Annotated in this window: 20 protein-coding genes; 8 read left to right on the top strand and 12 right to left on the bottom strand. The window is 63.2% G+C overall.

Annotated features, from left to right (window positions below; translation table 11 throughout):
- Nucleotides 1–169: 169 nt before the first annotated feature.
- Nucleotides 170–751, bottom strand: coding sequence for a tetratricopeptide repeat protein (locus NKI31_RS07695; RefSeq protein WP_023711628.1), 582 nt, complete (start codon nucleotides 749–751; stop codon nucleotides 170–172).
- Nucleotides 752–864: 113 nt separating this feature from the next.
- Nucleotides 865–990, bottom strand: a complete 126-nt coding sequence (ykgO, locus tag NKI31_RS07690) for a type B 50S ribosomal protein L36 (protein WP_006327841.1) — start codon at nucleotides 988–990, stop codon at nucleotides 865–867.
- A 242-nt stretch (nucleotides 991–1,232) separates the two neighbouring features.
- On the opposite strand from ykgO, the gene NKI31_RS07685 reads away from it, so the two are divergent.
- Nucleotides 1,233–1,661, top strand: coding sequence for a lysozyme inhibitor LprI family protein (locus NKI31_RS07685; RefSeq protein WP_352651061.1), 429 nt, complete (start codon nucleotides 1,233–1,235; stop codon nucleotides 1,659–1,661).
- Nucleotides 1,662–1,699: 38 nt separating this feature from the next.
- Here the strand turns inward: NKI31_RS07685 and NKI31_RS07680 are convergent, their stop codons facing one another.
- The 8 genes from NKI31_RS07680 to NKI31_RS07645 form a co-directional block, all read right to left on the bottom strand.
- Nucleotides 1,700–2,776, bottom strand: a complete 1,077-nt coding sequence (locus tag NKI31_RS07680) for a 5-(carboxyamino)imidazole ribonucleotide synthase (RefSeq protein ID WP_023702776.1) — start codon at nucleotides 2,774–2,776, stop codon at nucleotides 1,700–1,702.
- Nucleotides 2,773–3,270, bottom strand: coding sequence for a 5-(carboxyamino)imidazole ribonucleotide mutase (gene purE / locus NKI31_RS07675; protein WP_023708578.1), 498 nt, complete (start codon nucleotides 3,268–3,270; stop codon nucleotides 2,773–2,775). Before purE ends, NKI31_RS07680 begins: the two co-directional genes overlap by 4 nt.
- A 74-nt stretch (nucleotides 3,271–3,344) precedes the next feature.
- Nucleotides 3,345–4,550, bottom strand: a complete 1,206-nt coding sequence (locus NKI31_RS07670; RefSeq protein WP_031197096.1) for an aminotransferase class V-fold PLP-dependent enzyme — start codon at nucleotides 4,548–4,550, stop codon at nucleotides 3,345–3,347.
- 20 nt (nucleotides 4,551–4,570) lie between these two features.
- Nucleotides 4,571–5,032, bottom strand: a complete 462-nt coding sequence (locus NKI31_RS07665) for a RidA family protein (RefSeq protein WP_023673109.1) — start codon at nucleotides 5,030–5,032, stop codon at nucleotides 4,571–4,573.
- A gap of 117 nt (nucleotides 5,033–5,149) precedes the next feature.
- Complete coding sequence (locus NKI31_RS07660; protein ID WP_352651048.1) at nucleotides 5,150–5,944, bottom strand: amino acid ABC transporter ATP-binding protein; 795 nt, start codon at nucleotides 5,942–5,944, stop codon at nucleotides 5,150–5,152.
- Between the two features lie 4 nt (nucleotides 5,945–5,948).
- Entirely contained in the window at nucleotides 5,949–6,599 is a 651-nt protein-coding gene (locus tag NKI31_RS07655) for an amino acid ABC transporter permease (RefSeq protein WP_352651046.1), read from the bottom strand.
- Between the two features lies 1 nt (nucleotide 6,600).
- Nucleotides 6,601–7,266 carry an amino acid ABC transporter permease gene (locus NKI31_RS07650; RefSeq protein WP_023693641.1) on the bottom strand — a complete coding sequence of 222 codons (666 nt, stop codon included), beginning with the start codon at nucleotides 7,264–7,266 and terminating at the stop codon, nucleotides 6,601–6,603.
- Nucleotides 7,267–7,335: 69 nt separating this feature from the next.
- The gene (locus NKI31_RS07645; protein ID WP_023673105.1) at nucleotides 7,336–8,166 is read right to left on the bottom strand and encodes a transporter substrate-binding protein; all 831 of its coding nucleotides are present in this window, start codon (nucleotides 8,164–8,166) and stop codon (nucleotides 7,336–7,338) included.
- Between the two features lie 156 nt (nucleotides 8,167–8,322).
- Between NKI31_RS07645 and NKI31_RS07640 the strand changes: the two genes are divergently transcribed.
- Complete coding sequence (locus NKI31_RS07640; RefSeq protein ID WP_352651044.1) at nucleotides 8,323–9,138, top strand: IclR family transcriptional regulator; 816 nt, start codon at nucleotides 8,323–8,325, stop codon at nucleotides 9,136–9,138.
- A 24-nt stretch (nucleotides 9,139–9,162) separates the two neighbouring features.
- On the opposite strand, the gene NKI31_RS07635 is transcribed toward NKI31_RS07640, so the two are convergent.
- Nucleotides 9,163–9,366: a YdcH family protein gene (locus tag NKI31_RS07635; RefSeq protein WP_023673103.1), complete on the bottom strand. Its 204-nt coding sequence runs from the start codon at nucleotides 9,364–9,366 to the stop codon at nucleotides 9,163–9,165.
- 239 nt (nucleotides 9,367–9,605) lie between these two features.
- Between NKI31_RS07635 and NKI31_RS07630 the strand changes: the two genes are divergently transcribed.
- The 6 genes from NKI31_RS07630 to NKI31_RS07605 all read left to right on the top strand — a co-directional run bounded on the left by NKI31_RS07630 (nucleotide 9,606) and on the right by NKI31_RS07605 (nucleotide 14,887).
- On the top strand, nucleotides 9,606–9,785 hold the full coding sequence (locus NKI31_RS07630) for a YdcH family protein (protein ID WP_023684024.1): 180 nt from the start codon (nucleotides 9,606–9,608) through the stop codon (nucleotides 9,783–9,785).
- 286 nt (nucleotides 9,786–10,071) lie between these two features.
- A complete protein-coding gene (gene ispG / locus NKI31_RS07625; protein ID WP_023834970.1) occupies nucleotides 10,072–11,325 on the top strand; it encodes a flavodoxin-dependent (E)-4-hydroxy-3-methylbut-2-enyl-diphosphate synthase in 1,254 nt (417 codons plus the stop codon).
- A gap of 3 nt (nucleotides 11,326–11,328) precedes the next feature.
- Complete coding sequence (locus NKI31_RS07620) at nucleotides 11,329–12,186, top strand: lytic transglycosylase domain-containing protein (protein WP_023748319.1); 858 nt, start codon at nucleotides 11,329–11,331, stop codon at nucleotides 12,184–12,186.
- Between the two features lie 14 nt (nucleotides 12,187–12,200).
- Entirely contained in the window at nucleotides 12,201–12,752 is a 552-nt protein-coding gene (locus NKI31_RS07615; protein WP_352651041.1) for a chloramphenicol phosphotransferase CPT family protein, read from the top strand.
- A 163-nt stretch (nucleotides 12,753–12,915) separates the two neighbouring features.
- On the top strand, nucleotides 12,916–14,055 hold the full coding sequence (locus NKI31_RS07610) for a sterol desaturase family protein (protein WP_198020049.1): 1,140 nt from the start codon (nucleotides 12,916–12,918) through the stop codon (nucleotides 14,053–14,055).
- Nucleotides 14,056–14,134: 79 nt separating this feature from the next.
- A complete protein-coding gene (locus NKI31_RS07605; RefSeq protein ID WP_352538596.1) occupies nucleotides 14,135–14,887 on the top strand; it encodes a Stf0 family sulfotransferase in 753 nt (250 codons plus the stop codon).
- On the opposite strand, the gene NKI31_RS07600 is transcribed toward NKI31_RS07605, so the two are convergent.
- The gene (locus tag NKI31_RS07600; RefSeq protein WP_352651039.1) at nucleotides 14,888–17,230 is read right to left on the bottom strand and encodes a response regulator; all 2,343 of its coding nucleotides are present in this window, start codon (nucleotides 17,228–17,230) and stop codon (nucleotides 14,888–14,890) included.
- Between the last annotated feature and the right edge of the window lie 13 nt (nucleotides 17,231–17,243).

Below are 17,243 nucleotides of genomic sequence, written 5' to 3'. Positions count from 1 at the left end.
GGAGTAGGGAGTAGGGAGTAGGGAGTAGGGAGTAGGGAGTAGGGAGTAGGGAGTAGGGAGTAGGGAGTAGGGAGTAGGGAGTAGGGAGTAGGGAGTAGGGAGGTGGCGTCTCGACCAATCTCTCTACTGACTACTGACTACTGACTAATCCCTAATTCCTACTGCCTAATCAAATTCCTTCGCCGGCAAGCTCTTCCGAAATTGCCGCGACCTGGTCCTGGGCGCTGCGCATCATCGGATAGATGGTAAGCACCTTCTGCCAGGCTTCCAGCGCCGATTGCTTGTGGCCGGTGGCGGCCATGATCTGGGCCAGGCCGGAAAGCGCGCCGAAATGGCGTGGTTCCAGCTGCAGCGTCTGGTCGATGTCGGACATCGACTTCCCGAAATTCTTCATCATGTAATGCACGGTGGCGCGCCGGTTCCAGCCTTCGGCATATTTTGGCTGCAGGACGACGACCTGGTCGAGGAAGTCGAGGGCGACGTCGAACTTCTGGTCGTCCATCGCCTTTTGCGACCATTGCATCATCAGGTCGATCGAGGCGCTGCCGGACTGGAACCATTCGCCCCAGATGCGCCCGGCGATGCGCTCGGCCGCCTTTTCGTTGCGCTCGCGCTTCAGCTCGGCAAACAGTTGGTCGAGCCTGGCTTCCCTGGTCAGGGCAACCGGCGGCTTTGCCGGCGGATCGTCCGCCGACGCCGGAGCGACGCCGAAAAGAAACAGGGTCGCCAAAAATGCAAAAAGAATCCGCATCACCGGAATCTAACCCCGGACGGCGGATCGTCAAACTGAAATTAGCGTGAAAGTGCCTGAAACCAGGCAATTACCATCATATGGACGGAGGCAACGAGCCCCCGGCCGAACGCTCAGCCCTGGCGCGCCTTGTAGCGCGGAGCGGTCTTGTTGATGATGTAGACGCGGCCCTTGCGGCGAACCAGCTGGTTGTCGCGGTGACGCGCCTTCAGCGCCTTGAGCGAATTCTTGATCTTCATGGTCTTGCCCGTCGGTCTGGGCCCTGTCCGGGCCGAATTATTAAGGCGCGCCTGAAAAGCGCGCCTTTGAACTTGCGGTGGCTCATAAACGAGGAGCCTTGCCCGTGTCAACCGCAAGCGTGCTGGATAGAGGCCGAGAATGGCTTTGGCAATCAAATATCCGCCATCTCGGCTCCACGCCATTGCGCGGCCGAAGGCGGGCTGGAATGGTGCGGCACCCGCAAGCCGATTTGGAGACCTCCATGCGCCTGTTGTTTGTGTCCGCGAGCCTTGCCGTTATGGCAGCGGCATCCACCGCGCAGGCGCAGGAATGCGACCGCAACGACGACAGCCAGCAGATGATGAACATCTGCGCCGGCGAGGACTATCAGGCGGCCGATGCCAAGCTCAACCAGGCCTACAAGGATCTCGTCGGTCGCAACGACGACAAGAGCAGGAAGCTGCTGCAGGTCGCGCAACGCGCCTGGATCGCCTTCCGCGACGCCGAATGCGCCTATACGACGACAGACAGCGAGGGCGGCTCCATCCATCCGATGGAGGTTTCACAATGCCTGACCGAACTGACGGACCAGCGCATCAAACAGCTCACCGCGGGCGCCAATTGTAGGGAAGGCGATGCGAGTTGCGCCAGCCCCGACGAGGACGGGGATCTGAACGACGAGCTGCAATAGGGCTCGAGCCACGCCCTCGCGCAAAGTGCCGGAATGGCTTAGCTACGGCGGCTGATGCGCGTGAAATGGCCCATCTTGCGGCCTGGGCGCGCTTCCGCCTTGCCGTAGAGATGCAGCATCAGATCGGGCTCGGCGAGCAAAGCGGGTACGCGCAGCACATCGTCGCCGATCAGGTTTTCCATGATGCAGTTTGAATGCCGGCCAGGGTTGCCCAGCGGCAGGCCGGCAATGGCGCGGATATGCTGCTCGAATTGCGAAACGATGCAGGCGGCTTCCGTCCAGTGGCCGGAATTGTGCACGCGCGGCGCCATTTCGTTGGCCAGCAGCGTGCCATCGGCAAGAACGAAGAACTCGACGCCGATGACGCCGACATAGTCGAGGGCCGCCAGGATTTTCGCTGCCGACCCCTGTGCCGTCGCCGCCGTCTCCAGCCTGATCTGGGCCGGCAGGGTCGAGGTATGCAGGATGCCGTCGCGGTGGACGTTCTCAGCCGGATCGTAGGCGGCGACCGCGCCGTCCAACCCGCGCGCGGCGATGACCGAGATTTCGCGCTCGAAAGCGACGAAGGATTCGAGGATCAGCGGCACATTGCCCATGGTCTCGCATGTGCCGGCAAAGCCGCCCGTCTCCATGTTGCGGAAGACGCGCTGGCCCTTGCCGTCATAGCCCATGCGGCGGGTTTTCAAGATGCCGCTGCCACCGAACTCTCTCAGCGCCGCCGTCAGCTCGTCGTCATTGTCGACGGAGCGGAAATCCGCTGTCCTGATGCCGATGCCGTTCAGGAATAGCTTCTCCGCCACCCGGTCCTGGGCGACTTCCAGCGCCCTGGGCGGCGGATAGACCGGGACCTTGGCGGCGAGCGCGCCGGCAGCCGCTACCGGCACATTCTCGAATTCGTAGGTGACGACGGCGCTGACTGCCGCCAGTTCGGCAAGGGCGTCCGCATCGTCATAGGCGGCGGTGATCTGGCGGTTGGCGACCTGAGCCGCCGGGCAATCGGCCTGCGGTTCGAGGATAATTGTGCGGTAGCCGAGGCGCGCTGCGGCAACAGCCAGCATGCGGCCGAGCTGGCCGCCGCCGATGATGCCGATGCTCGATCCGGCGGGCAGGCTCACGGCGCGTCCGTCGGTTCGGTGGCGACCCTGGCGGTTTGGGCGGTGCGCCAGGCATCCAGGCGGGCGGCAAGTTTTTCGTCGTGCAGCGCCAGCACGGCGGCCGCCAGAAGGGCGGCGTTGGCCGCACCCGCCTTGCCGATGGCAAGCGTGCCGACCGGAATGCCGGCCGGCATCTGGACGATGGAGAGCAGCGAATCCTGGCCGGACAGCGCCTTCGATTCGACCGGCACGCCGAACACCGGCAGCGGCGTCATCGCCGCCGTCATGCCGGGCAGGTGGGCGGCGCCGCCGGCGCCGGCGATGATCACCTTGTAGCCGGCCGCCTTGGCGCCTTTGGCGAAATCATAGAGGCGGTCCGGGGTGCGGTGGGCGGAGACGATCAGCCGCTTGTGCGGAATGCCCAGCGCCTCCAGCGTTTCGGCGGCGTGGCGCATCGTCGCCCAGTCGGACTGGCTGCCCATGATGATGGCGACGTCGGCGCGGTGGTCGGTCAAGCGCATGCTCCCGGCGGTAAAGGCGCGCCTTAGCGGAATTCGGGCTGGCCCGCAAGGATGGCGGCCGCCGCAGCCTAGTCCGGCCAGCGCAGGGCGCCGGATGAATCCTTTCGCGGCTGTCTCATCGCATCCGCCGGCCTGTCGGCCGCGGTGAGCACGGCGCGGAGGCGTTCGGCGACGATCTCGGCCTCGCCTGGGTGCAGGTTGCACGGGTCGAGGAAGAAATGGCCACGCTCGACTTCGTGGTTGCGCACGATGATAGGCGGCGATCCGGCCGCCAATGCCGAGGCGAGGCCGGCGGCACTGAAGCGGCTTTCGGGGGAGACGAAGATCTGCAGCCGGTCGAGCGGATTGGCGGTCGGGTCGGGAATGATGTTTGCGACGATGCCGGGTATTCCCTGCAGCGAATCCCTCCACAGATGGAGCGCCGCTTCCTCGCGTCGGCGGATGCCGGCATGGTCGCGCTTTTCCCAGGCTTCGAGCGCCGCGATGGTGCCGGCGATGCTTTCCTTGCCGACCTTCATGGCGCGGGCGACGCCGCGGTTCTGCAGATAGGCGGCGCGGACCAGATCCTTGCGGCCGGTGACGATGCCGCTGGTCGGCCCCGAAAGGAATTTGTGGCCGCTATAGACGACGATGTCGGCGCCGCGCGCCAGGAAGCTGCGCAGGTCATATTCGGAAGCCGCATCGACGATCACCGGTACGCCCCTGGCGTGGCAGATATCGCAGAATTCCTCAAGGGAAAGCATGCCGTATTGCACGGTGTGGTGCGCCACGACGTAGAGCGCCGCCGCCGTGCGCTCGTTGATAGCCTCGCGCACATGATAATCCTGCGTGACGCTGACCGTGCCGGCCGGAATGACCTTGGCGCCGGCGACGCGGATCGACTGGTCGATCGGTGCGCCGTAATTGACGATATGGCCGAGCTGGATGACGACTTCGGACTTCAGCCCTTCGGTATCGTCGGGCAGCCGTTCGATCGCCAGCAAATTGGTGCCGGTCATCGCCCCGGCGATCGCCATTGTGATGCCTGAGGCGCAGCAGGCGGTGATGAAGCCGGCCTCGCCGCCGGTGAGGCGGGCGGTGATCACGCTTGCGGCGCGCTGCAGATCGTCCATCTCCACCCATTGCGAGGCGATCTCGGCCATGGCGCTGATCGCCTCGGGAACGATGATCGAGGCGCCGAGCGTCGTCATCGTGCCGGAGACGTTGATGATCGGCCGCAGTCCCAGCCGTTCACGGATCGTGGTGTTGGAGCCGGTGTCGGAATAGGTTTTCATGTTCAGCAATCCCTTGACGGTCAGGCGGCGATCTCGACGACCGCTTCGATTTCGACGGTGATGTTTCCAGGCAGCGAGCCGACCCCGATCGCCGAGCGGGCATGGCCCCCGATCTTGTCGAAGACGCTGGCGAACAGGTCCGAGCAGCCATTGACCACTTTCGGGTGGTCGCTGAAGGTCGGCGTCGCATTGACGAAGCCGAGCAATTTGACGACGCGCACGATGCGGCCGAGATCGCCGGCGGCGGCGTGCATGACGGCGAGCAGGTTGAGGCCGGTGAGGCGGGCATGTTCATAGGCCTGCTCGACGGTGACGTCCTCGCCGACCTTGCCGGTGCACAGCGTGCCGTCGGCGCGCAGCGGCCCTTGACCCGAAAGAAAGATCAGCCGGCCGCTCTCGGCATGGGTGACGAAATTGGCGATCGGTGTCGGCGGCTCGGGCAGCGTCAGGCCGAGCTCGGCGAGCCGGATGTAAGGCGTCATGGAAGAATTCTCCTTGGGCCGGCCTGTTGTTTTACGCAATTCCCAAGGGAAAGCGCTTCGCGCTTTTCCCGGGAAAACCGCTTACACTTTTCCTGGAATTGCTTTGGGCCGCCCATGTCAGAAATGGGAGGCGCGGAAGCGCGCCAGGAAAGAGCTTAGGCGCTCATTGGTGGTCTCTTCGGCAAGGATCTCCTTCGGCGGGCCAACAGCGCTGACACCGCCATCGGCCATGAAGACAATGCGGCTCGAAGCGTCGCGGGCGAAGGCCATCTCGTGCGTGACCATCACCATGGTCATGCCGTCTTCGGCCAGGCTGCGCACAACGGCCAGCACCTCGCCGACCAATTCGGGATCGAGCGCGGAGGTGATCTCGTCGAGCAGCAGGATCTTCGGCTCCATGGCGACTGCCCGCGCTATGCCGACGCGCTGCTGCTGGCCGCCGGAGAGTTCCGCCGGCAGGCTGTCGGCCTTGTGGGCGAGGCCGACGCGGCTCAGCCAATGCTCGGCGATCTGGCGCGCCTCGGCCTTGCTCTTGCCGCGCACCTTGGTGAGGCCGAGCATGATGTTGCCGGCGGCGGTGAGGTGCGGAAACAGGTTGAAGCTCTGGAACACCATGCCGGTTTCGGCGCGCATATTGGCAAGGTCGCGCTCGCTGCGCCGCTGGCGCGCGCCGGCCTCACGAAAACCGACCTCCTTGCCGTCGATTCGGATCGAGCCTGAGTCGTAGCTTTCGAGAAAGTTGACGCAGCGCAAAAGCGTCGTCTTGCCGCTGCCGGAAGGGCCGATGACGGTGACCACCTCGCCCCTGTCCACCTTGAGGCTGACCGAGCGCAGCACCTCGACGGAACCAAAGGCTTTCGAGACCCCGGCAATGTCGAGAAGGGCGGCATTGTCGTTCGAGCTTGTGGCCATCGTGCTAGTCCCGGATGAAGGCAAAGCGCCGTTCCAGCTGCCGGCTGGCGTAGGAAAGCGCATAGTTGACGGCGAAATAGATCAAGGCGCCGAGGATGTAGAGCGGCATCGCCTCATAGGTGCGGCCGATGACCTGGTTGATCGCCTGCATCAGGTCGGTGATGCCGAGCAGCGAGACCAGGGCGCTGCCCTTTACCGCATCGGTGACGCCGTTGATCCAGGGCGGCAGGAAGCGGCGGAAGGCCTGCGGAAAGATGACGTAGGTGAGCCGCTGGCGAAAAGTCAGCCCAATGGCCATCGCCGCTTCTGACTGGCCCTTGGGAATGGAGCCGACGGCGCCCCGGAGATACTCAATGACCTGCGCCGTCTTGAACAAGGTCAGCGCCAGCACCGCCGCCGAGAAGGATTGCAGATGCAGGCCGATGGCCGGCAGGCCGTAATAGACGAAAAACATCAGCACCAGGATCGGGATGCCGCGGATGGTGTCGGAGAAGATGCGCACCGCCCAGCGCAGCGGCGCCGGGCCGTAGACCAGGCCGACGCCGAGCGCGACGCCGGCAATCAGCGACAGCACCACGACCAGCAGCGACACCCACAAGGTGATGGCGAAGCCCTGGGCGAGGAACGGTACGGCGTAGAGGATCTGGCTCAGCATGTCAGCGCGCAGCCCTGAACCGGCGTTCGACCAGCCGCAGCCCGAAGAGCAGGGTGTAACCGGTCACCAGGTACATCGCCGTCGTCACCAGATAGACCTCGACGATGCGGAAGGTGTTGAAGTTGATCCACTGGGCGCCGAAGGTGAGCTCGGGCACCGAGATGACCGATGCGATGGACGTGTCCTTGAACAGCGAGATGAAGGTGTTGGACAGCGCCGGCAGCGTGATGCGCAGCATGGTCGGCAGGCGCACGTGAACCAACCGCTGCCAAGGCGTCAGCCCGATCGCCTTGCCGGCATCGAGCTGGCCGCGCGGCACGGCTTCCAGGCCGGAGCGGAACACCTCGACCAGATAGGCGCCGCTATAGACCGACAGCGTCAGCACGAACGAGGTCGGCGCGTCGTAGGCGACGTCGATCACCGTCGGCAGGCCGTAGAAGACAAGATAGACGAGCAGGATCAGCGGCACGTTGCGGATGAATTCGACGTAAGCCGCAATGATGGCGCGCACCACGCGTCCGGCCGAGACATACCAGACCGCCAGCACCAGGCCGATGACGACGCCGATGGCAATCGAAATCACGGCAAGCTCGAGGCTGAGCAGAAGGCCGCCCCACAGCTTGTCGAAATGCCGCCAGATCAGGTTGAAGTTGAGCGTATAGCCCATGCGTCTCCCGCAATAACCAAGGGGATGCGAACTAGAAGGCGGAAGGGCTAACCCTTCCGCCAGCACTTGTCAGACAACCGGGAAACCGGGATGGCGGGCCGGCGGCTCCTGGCCGAAATAGTCCTTGAAGGCGGCGTCGTAGAGTGCGGTCTCATGGCCGAACATGGCGATGGTGAAGGTCTGGTTGACGAAGGTCAGCCAGTCCAGGTCGCCCTGCCTGACCGCCGCGCCGTAGAGCATCGAGTACCAGCTCTTGCCGGCATCGAAATATTTGTCGGGGTTGCGCGAGGCCAGCCAGCGCACGGTTGAAAGATCGACAGCGGCGGCATCGGCGCGTTTCGATTCCAGTGCCTGCAGCACATTGGCCTGAGTGTCGATCTGCAGCACCTGCGCCTCCGGCAGGGCGTAATGGACCGAGCTTTCGGCATCGACATTCTGCAGGATCGAGATGCGCGTCGCCGAACCACCGGCGAGCAGCTTGTCGAAGGTCTTGTTTTCCGCCGTCGGCAGCGTCAGCAGGGCGACGCCCTCGACATAGTATGGCCTGGAGAAGTGGATGAGCTGCGAGCGCTGCGCGGTCATGGTCATGAACTGGATGGTAATGTCGACCTTGTTGGTGGTGACATTGGGGATGCGCTGCGCCGGATCCTGCATGACGAACTCGACCTTGCTCGGATCGTCGAACAGACCCTTGGCCAGAATGCGGCCCATGGTGATGTCCATGCCGACTAGCTCGCCGGCATCGTTTTCGAAATGCCATGGCGCGTTGGTGCTGCCGGTGCCGACGATCAGCTTGCCGCGGTCAAGCGCGGTGCGCAGAACGCTGTCGGATGCGGCTTGTGCCGCCGCCTTTTCGGCGCTGACAGCGGTCATCACGCCCGCCGTTGCAAGCCCGGCCATGCCCAGTTTCAGAAAATCTCGCTTGGATGCGTCGTTCACTGCGACCTCCTGTTGTTTGAGTTCCCCTTACAGACACACGTGTCGCCGACCTGAATTGTCTCTTACAATAGACACATGTATCCTATACAAGACAGATACTAACATCAGGAATCAGTTATGCAAGACAGCAATGGACTCACGGATCGGGCGGAGCTTGGTCCAGCCGAGAGCCCGACGCCCGACAAGACCTCCGGCTCGCGCGAGAAGGGCCTCAACCGGGTGCTGGAGATCCTGGAATTCCTGCATGTCACGCAGCGCGCCATCGGCATTGGCGATCTCGCCAAGGGGGTGAATGCGCCGCGCTCCACCACCTATACGCTGGTGCGTTCGCTGGTCGATGCGGGTCTCCTGGAGATGGAGGGCGACGGCAACCGGGTCTATTTCGGCAAGAAGCTCTACCTCTATGGGATGGACTATGTCAGGGGCAACGACCTGCTTAGGCGGGGCCGGCAGGAGGTCGACAATCTGTCGCGCGAGACCGGCGAGACCTCCGAATTGTGCATGCTGCAAAGCGGGCGCTATACCATCGTCCATTCCAGCCCCGGCACCAGGCCGTTCCGCATCAGCTCGGCCACTGGCTTGCAGATCCCGCTGCCATGGACGGCATCGGGGCGGCTGCTTCTGGCCGGATTGGAAAGGGCCGCCATCCAGGACATGGTCTCGGAAGACGACCTTTTGCTGCCCGACGGCCGCAGGCTGCAGTTCGACGACTTCATTGCCGATATCGCGACGGCCAGAAAGACCGGCTATTGCATCACTTCGGGGCTGGTCGACGCCTACACCAAATGCCTGGCCGCCCCTGTCTTCGCGGCCGCCGGCAAGGTCGAGGCGACGATGTGCCTGGTGGTGCCGATCGACACTTCAGCGGAGAAGACCGACGAATTGCTGACGTTGCTGCGCCATCGCGCGGCGCGGCTGTCGATAGCGGGGTGAGCAGTTAGGCCCCGAGGCCGTCGGCTAAGCGATGATGTCCGGAATGATCTTGTCTTCCAGCGCCATCAGCCGGTCCTTGAGGAAAAGCTTCTTCTTCTTCATGCGCTGGATCTGCAAGGGGTCGCAGCCCATGGCGATCATCGCATTGATGGCCGCGTCGAAATCGGCATGCTCCTGCTTCAGGCGGGAAAATTCGAGGCGGACATCGGCCTTTTCCTGGTCGGACATTCTCTACCGTCTGCATGTCTGCGGCGCCCGGCAATGGGCATGATTGGGCGGGGGCGGCATCAATTGCCGCCGGCGCGCAGCCAATATCACATATCACATTGTCGTGGAATGCTACCACGCAGCATTCGACATCGCAGCCGGATGGTGGCAGACTGTCATGGTGCCGTCACAGATGCGACCTGCGGTGGACGTGCCTTTGACGGCTGCAATCGAGGAAACCATGAAAGGGAGAACCAATCATGTCTCTTGCATCCCATCTTGATGAGTTGCAGCGGAAACACGGTGATATCGAACGCGAGATCGACGATGCGATGAACCATCCATCGGTCGACGACCTCGAAATCGTGAATCTGAAGCGACGCAAGCTGGCACTCAAGGACGAGATTGAAAAACTGAAGGCGAAACCGACGAGACACTGACGCCCTTCCAGGATTAGACGCGCCGCCTTGGCGCGTGACTATCGCTCCGGTGGCGACATGCCGCCGGAGGCCTGTGTTTGCTACTGATTCCGATACTGTTGCCGGCGAAACCCGTCTGTGGGGTCGCCGCGCTGCTGCGATTTGGCGGCTCTGCTTGTCTGTCGCCATTGACAAGCCATCTTTGCTCCTCCACCTCATGCCCGAACCTCAGCGCTATGCGCTGATAGCTGATTGAGCGTGCGTCGACGTGGACGTGTGTCGCTCGGGTGATCAAGAGGCTGCCGGCATGACCGGGTATTTTTCCTCCCCCTTTGGGCGCCGGACATCGGTCGGCGTCGATGTCGGCGGCGTGGTCGTCGGCGGCGGCGCGCCGGTCGTCGTGCAGTCGATGACTAACACCGACACGGCCGATATCGACCAGACCGTCGCGCAGGTTGCGGCTTTGCATCGCGCTGGCTCCGAGATCGTGCGCATCACCGTCGATCGTGACGAGAGCGCCGCCGCCGTGCCGCGCATCCGCGAACGGCTCGAGCGGCTCGGCATCAATGTGCCGCTGGTCGGCGACTTCCACTATATCGGCCACAAGCTGCTGGCCGACCATCCGGACTGCGCCGAGGCGCTGGCCAAATACCGCATCAATCCCGGCAATGTCGGCTTCAAGGACAAGAGGGACCGCCAGTTCGCGGCGATCGTCGAAATGGCGATCAGGCATGACAAGCCGGTGCGCATCGGCGTCAATTGGGGGTCGCTCGATCAGGAGTTGCTCACCCGGCTGATGGACGAGAACCAGCGTCAAGGCTTCCCGCTGACGGCGCAGGAAGTAACCCGCGAGGCGATCGTGCAGTCGGCGATCCTGTCGGCCGAAATGGCTGAAGAGATAGGCCTCGCCCGCGAAAAGATCATCCTGTCGGCCAAGGTCAGCGGCGTGCAGGATTTGATCGCCGTCTACACCGAGCTTGCCACGCGTTCCAACCATGCGCTGCATCTCGGCCTCACCGAAGCCGGCATGGGCTCCAAGGGCATCGTCGCCTCGTCGGCGGCCATGGGCATCCTCTTGCAGCAAGGCATTGGCGACACCATCCGCATCTCGCTGACGCCGGAGCCGAATGGCGATCGCACTCGCGAGGTGCAGGTCTCGCAGGAACTGCTGCAGACCATGGGCTTCCGTCAGTTCGTGCCGATCGTCGCCGCTTGCCCCGGCTGCGGCCGCACGACATCCACCGTGTTCCAGGAACTCGCCCAGAACATCCAGGCCGATTTGCGCAAGAACATGCCGGTCTGGCGGGAGAAATATCCCGGCGTCGAGAACCTCAAGGTCGCGGTGATGGGCTGCATCGTCAACGGCCCCGGCGAATCCAAGCACGCCGATATCGGCATCTCGCTGCCCGGCACCGGCGAGACGCCGACCGCGCCCGTCTTCGTCGATGGCAAGAAGTCGGCGACGCTGCGCGGTCCGTCGATCGCCGCCGATTTCGAAAAAATGGTTGCCGACTATATCGAGCAGCGGTTTGGCCAGCACGGCAAGGCTGCGGCCGAATAAGCCATGCGGGGGCTGCTCAAAGCCGGTGTGATCCTGCTCTGCGGGCTGGGTGCCGGACAGGCGCTCGCCGATCCACCGCAATCGCGCTCGGCGGCGAAACGATTGATCGGCCGTGTCTGTGACCTGATCGAGACGCATGCCGAGCGGAACGGCCTGCCGAAGGATTACTTCGCCCGGCTGATCTGGAAGGAAAGCCGCTTCGACCCCAATGCGGTGAGCCCGGTCGGTGCCGAAGGCATCGCCCAGTTCATGCCGGGCACCGCCAAGATGCGCGGGCTGGCCGATCCTTTCGACATCGACCAGGCGATCCCGGCTTCGGCGAAATATCTCGCCGAAATGAAGACCGGCTTCGGTAATCTCGGCCTGGCGGCGGCTGCCTACAATGCCGGCGAGAGCCGCGTTTCGCGCTGGCTGGATTCCGGCGGTTTCCTGCCGATGGAGACCGAGAGCTACGTCTTCGACATCATGGGCGAACCGGCCGACAAGTTTTCCGACAGCGCTTACGCCGGGACGGTCGAGCCGCTCGACGCGAAAACCAGCTTTCCCGTCGCCTGCCGCAAGCTGCCGGTGATCATGTCCAGAACCGTGGCGATGGCCTCGATCACTGTGAAGCCATGGGGCGTCCAGGTGGCCGGCAATTTCCGCAGGGGAGCTGCGATCAATCAGTGGCTGCGGGTCAGGAGCCGGTTTCCGGCGCTGCTTTCCGGTCGTGACCCGGTGGTCAGCCGGGTGCGCACGCCGATCGGCCGACGCGGCATCTACGCCGTCAGGATCGGCGTCGACGACCGTGCCGCCGCCAACGTCATCTGCCAGAAACTGCAAAGCGTCGGGGGCGCCTGTATCGTCGTGCGCAACCGATAGGCCGAGGGGGCGACATGACGGCCAAAATCGTCCTGCTTAATGGCGTCGGCAGCGCCGGCAAAAGCTCGATCGCCAGGGCGCTGCAAACAATCGCCACCGAGCCCTTCCTGCATGTCCAGATGGATGCTTTCATCGACATGCTGCCGCCGGCGCTGCAGGATCATGCCGACGGGTTTTCCTTTGAGACCGTGCTGGAAGACGGCAAGCCGTCGGTGGTGATCAGGAGCGGGCCGGTCGGCGCGCGAGCCATGCGCGGCATGCGCCATGCCATCGCCGCCATGGCCGGGCAAGGCAACAATCTCATTGTCGACGACGTGATCTTCAATGACGAGATAGCGGAGCACCGCATGCTGCTGTCGGGTTTCGACCTGCATCTGGTCGGCGTCATGGCGCCGCTGGAGGTGCTGGGAGCGCGCGAGGCCGCGCGCGCCGACAGGCTGCCTGGCCTGGCGCGCTGGCAATATGGACGCGTCCACAAGGGCATAGACTACGACCTCGAAGTCGACACCAGCCGGCTGACGCCGCTTGAATGCGCCCGTCGCATCCAGGAAAGATTCCGACTATAGTGGCCGGTGTTCTTTTGTTGCAATCATAGCTCTTCCAATCGCCCGAAAGCGATAGTCACCCGTCATGTGCAGGGTCGTGGCGATTAAATATTAATGAGCCCTGCTGTAGCAAAAGAGGTCGATATCTCGACGAGAGCTTTTGCGATCGTCAAAAAGGCGGGGCATGGGGGCGGTGGCAAATTTCCTTAGACGCGTTGTAAGTGAACTTGAAACGCCGCGCGCCAAACGGCCGTTCGGTTCTGGCTGGCTGTCCGGCTCGATTGGCTTGCTTGCCGGGGTCACCGCCCTGCTGATGGTCATCGTGCTGCGCTACCCGTCGCTTACATCGATGCCGGATCTGGCCCCCATCCACCAGATGCTGTTCTTCAAGCCGGTGCTCTATTTCGTCCTCATCTCCGGCTATATCCTGGCGATCCTCAGCATGACGCTGCGCAGGCAAAAGACGCTCGGCGCGGCAGCGATGTTCACTGTGCTGCTGGCGTCGCTGGTCGGCATGCTTCCGGTGCGCCATCAACTGCACATCGAAGGGGTGTTCTTCGGGCTTGATTTCTTCATCCTGAACGCCCTGTTCATGGGTGTGCTGTTCGTTCCGCTCGAACGTCTTTTCGCGCGCAACAAGGATCAGACCGTGTTCCGCGACGAATGGCGCGAGGACCTGTTCTACTATCTGGTCTCATCGCTGCTGGTGCAGATTTTGACCTACCTGACCTTGGCGCCGTCCAACTTCGTCAATGCGCAGGGCGCCCTTGGTTCGGTGCGCGCCTGGGTCCACGACTTGCCGTGGCTGGTGCAACTGCTGGCGGTAATGTTCCTGACCGACCTTGCCCAGTATTGGGTGCATCGGGCCTTCCATCGCATTCCCTGGCTGTGGAAGTTCCATGCCGTGCACCATTCCGCCAAGTCGATGGACTGGATTGCCGGTGCGCGCATGCATTTCCTGGAAATCATCGTGCTGCGCAGCCTGACGGCCACCCCGATGTTCGTGCTGGGGTTCGATGAATCGGCTATCCAGACGTATATATTGATCGTCTACGTCTATTCGTCTTTCATCCATTCCAACATCGGAACCAGTTTCGGTCCAGTCGAAAAGGTGCTGGTGTCGCCGCGTTACCACCACTGGCATCACGGCCTCGAGAAAGAAGCGATCGACGTAAACTTCGCCATCCATTTCCCGCTGCTCGACCGGCTGTTCGGTACCCACCATATGCCTGAAGGACGCTGGCCGAACGGCTACGGCATTCACGGACATCCCGTTCCGAACGGATACTGGCAGCAATTCCTCTATCCCTTCCGGCGCGGCTAGACTGGATCCATTAGCGAAGCGCGCGTGTCACCGCGCCTGGCGAGGTAGCCCAATCCATGACAAGCGACAGAGCCCCCAGATGCGTGACGGCTACATAATCTGCGGCACGCCGAGAACCGGAAGCACATTGCTGTGCGGTCTGCTGGCATCGATGAAAACAGCCGGCGATCCGCACTCCTTCTATAGGCGGGAGGACAAGGCGGAATGGGCCGAAGAGTGGAAATTGCCGCATCCCGAGACGATGAGCGCGCATGATTTCGACCTCGCCTATCTCGGTGCGGCAATCAGCGCGGGAAGGGGCGGAACGGGCGTCTTCGGCTTGCGCCTGATGCGGGAAAACCTGGATGAACTCTCGGCAATCCTCGACCGGATCTACCCAGACCTGCCATCGGACAAAGCACGCTTTGAAAAGGCCTTCGGGCGGGTCCTCTACATCCATCTTTCGCGCGAAAACAAGCTGGCGCAGGCGGTGTCGCTGATCAAGGCCGAGCAGACCGGGCTTTGGCACATCGCGCCCGACGGAACCGAGATCGAACGAGTCGCACCGCCGCAGGAACCCCGCTACGATTTCAAGCGGATCCAGCGCGAGCTTGCCGAACTCGAAGCCTATGACGCGGGCTGGAACGTCTGGTTCGCGGAGCAGGGGATCGTCCCGCTGCGCATCGGCTATGAGCGCCTGTCAGGCGATCCGGCAGCGGCATTGGCATCCATCTGCAAGGCCCTGGGCGTTCCGGCGCCGAATGCCGCCGACGTAAAGCCGGGCGTCGCCAAGCTCTCGGACGAGATTAGTCTGGACTGGATGCGCCGCTATCGTCTGGACGCGGCGATTTGATCAAGCCCTCTTTACCGCGACCGTTTCGCTGAGCCATGTGCCGATCTTGCTGCCGAGGCGGTCGGGCGACACCGGCTTGGGCAGATAGTCGTCCATTCCGGACTCGATACATTTGTCGCGGTCGCCCTTCAGTGCGTGCGCGGTGACGCCGATGATTGGTGTGTGATTGCCACTCGCTGCCTCCGCCGCCCGGATGGCGCGGGTCGCCTCGTAGCCGTTCATCTCCGGCATGGAGACGTCCATGAGAATCAGCTTCGGCCGCAGCGCCCGGTACATCTCGACGGCCGTGCGGCCATTGCTGGCGATGCGGTAGCTGAGGCCAAGCCCATTGAGGATCTGGCCGAACACCAGCTGGTTCACGTCATTGTCCTCGGCGATCAGAATATCGATCGGGCCGTTTGGCGTGGCGATCGATTCAGGCACTGTGGCCGCCGGAATTGCCGGGCCGCGAATGACGGTGAAGGCGGGTGGCGTCACGGGTGCCGCCTGCGGAACAACAGGCTCGCGAACGAACTGGGCCTTGCCGATCTGGGCCCGCGCTTTCTGGATGGCCGAGATGACGGTGCCGAGCAGGATGGCCGAGCGCGCCGGCTTGGTGAGATGCGCGGCGATGCCGAAATCGATGACCATCTTGCCGAAATCGACCTGGTCGACGGAGGTCAGCAGCACCACCGGGATGGCGGAGAGACGGCTGTCGGCGGAAATCGCCTTGGCGACATCGGCGCCGTTCATGCCGGGCATCTGGTAGTCGAGGATGATGCAGTCGACCGCAGCACCGAGTTGGCTGGCCCGGTCTAGAAAGGCGAGGCCGACGGCGCCGCTTTCGGCGGCCGCGCAGTCGAAGCTCCAGCTTCTGAGCTGCTCCAGCAAGATCTCGCGGTTGACCGGGTTGTCGTCGATGACCAGCACGCGAGCGCCGGTGACATCGACCGGCACGACCTCGTTGCGCGTGTCCTGCTGATGCGCCGGCAGCGGCACGGCGAACCAGAACACCGAGCCGCGGCCGATCTCGCTTTCGACGCCGATCTTGCCGCCCATCAGATCGATGAGGCGGGCGGCGATGGCAAGGCCGAGGCCGGTGCCTTCATGGCGGCGCGTCGACGAGCCGTCGACCTGCGCGAATTTCTCGAACACGTTCTCGAGCTTCTCGGCAGGAATGCCGATGCCTGTGTCCTCGACGCGGACCTTGAGCTGGACCATGCCGTCGACCACCTCGCCGCCGACATCGATCAGCACATGGCCCTTCTCGGTGAACTTCACCGCATTGCCGAGCAGATTGGTGACGATCTGACGGAACCGTCCGGCATCGCCGACGACATGGGCAGGCAGGCGCGGGTCGACACGCACGATCAGCTCGAGGTTCTTTTCGGCGACGCGCGCCGACACCAGTGTGGCCACGTCCTCGACCGCTTCGGCAAGCCGGAAGGGTGCAGGATCGAGCGTCAGCTGACCGGCATTGATCTTGGAGAAATCGAGGATGTCGTTGATGATGGTGAGCAGCGCATTGCCGGACTTGACGATGACTTCGGTGAAGGTTTTCTGGCGCGCGTTAAGCTCGGTCTTGGCGAGCAGTTCGGCCATGCCCAGCACGCCATTCATCGGCGTGCGGATCTCATGGCTCATATTGGCCAGGAATTCCGATTTGGCGCGGTCGGCCGCTTCGGCCTTGAACAAGGATGCGGCGGATTCGGTGAATGCGCGGCGGATCGCCTTTTCCATCGGCCGGAAGATCCAGAGGGCAACGATGGCAAGAACCGCGAACAGAAGGCCGCTTGCCCACAACAGCAGCCTGTCGCTGGAGGCGTCGGCCAGATGGCGTTCGCCATCCATGGCGGTACGCACACGCACCAGCATCGGCTGGACGAACAGGTCGTTCTGGTTGAGGATTTCGCGCGGGCTCCATTCGTCGGTCTGTTGCGCCGCCGACATCAGGTTGAAGTTGCGCACGATGTCGCGCGACGACCAGAACAGGTCGCCGTTGACGGCGGCCGACGAGAGTTCGTCCAGCGTTTTGGCCGACAGGCTCGGCTTGATGGCGGCCAACTCCGCGGACAGTGTTTCGATCTCGCCGGTCAGGCGTTGCGAATGGCCGCGCGCTGCGGCGGCAAGGCCGTCACGGGTTTCGGTGCGCCAGGTCGTGCTGGCGGTTTCGGCAAAGCTGGAGGCGTTGCGCAGGTCGCGGGTGAAGACGACGAGATTGCTGCTCAGCGCGTCGATGTCGTGGCGGAAGGAATTGACGCGATTGAGCGCAAACATCACCGCGGTGGAAGCCAGCGCAAAGATGAGCAATCCCGAGATGTAGCGGAACCGGATCGAGCGGATGAAGAAAGAATATTCCGGCATGCGCAACCCCAAC

Origin of the sequence: Mesorhizobium sp. M0659, assembly GCF_040320605.1 — a bacterium.
Taxonomy (GTDB): Bacteria; Pseudomonadota; Alphaproteobacteria; order Rhizobiales; family Rhizobiaceae; genus Mesorhizobium.
The sequence above is the reverse complement of the archived record's forward strand: the minus strand, read 5'-3'. Positions and strand labels throughout refer to the sequence as shown.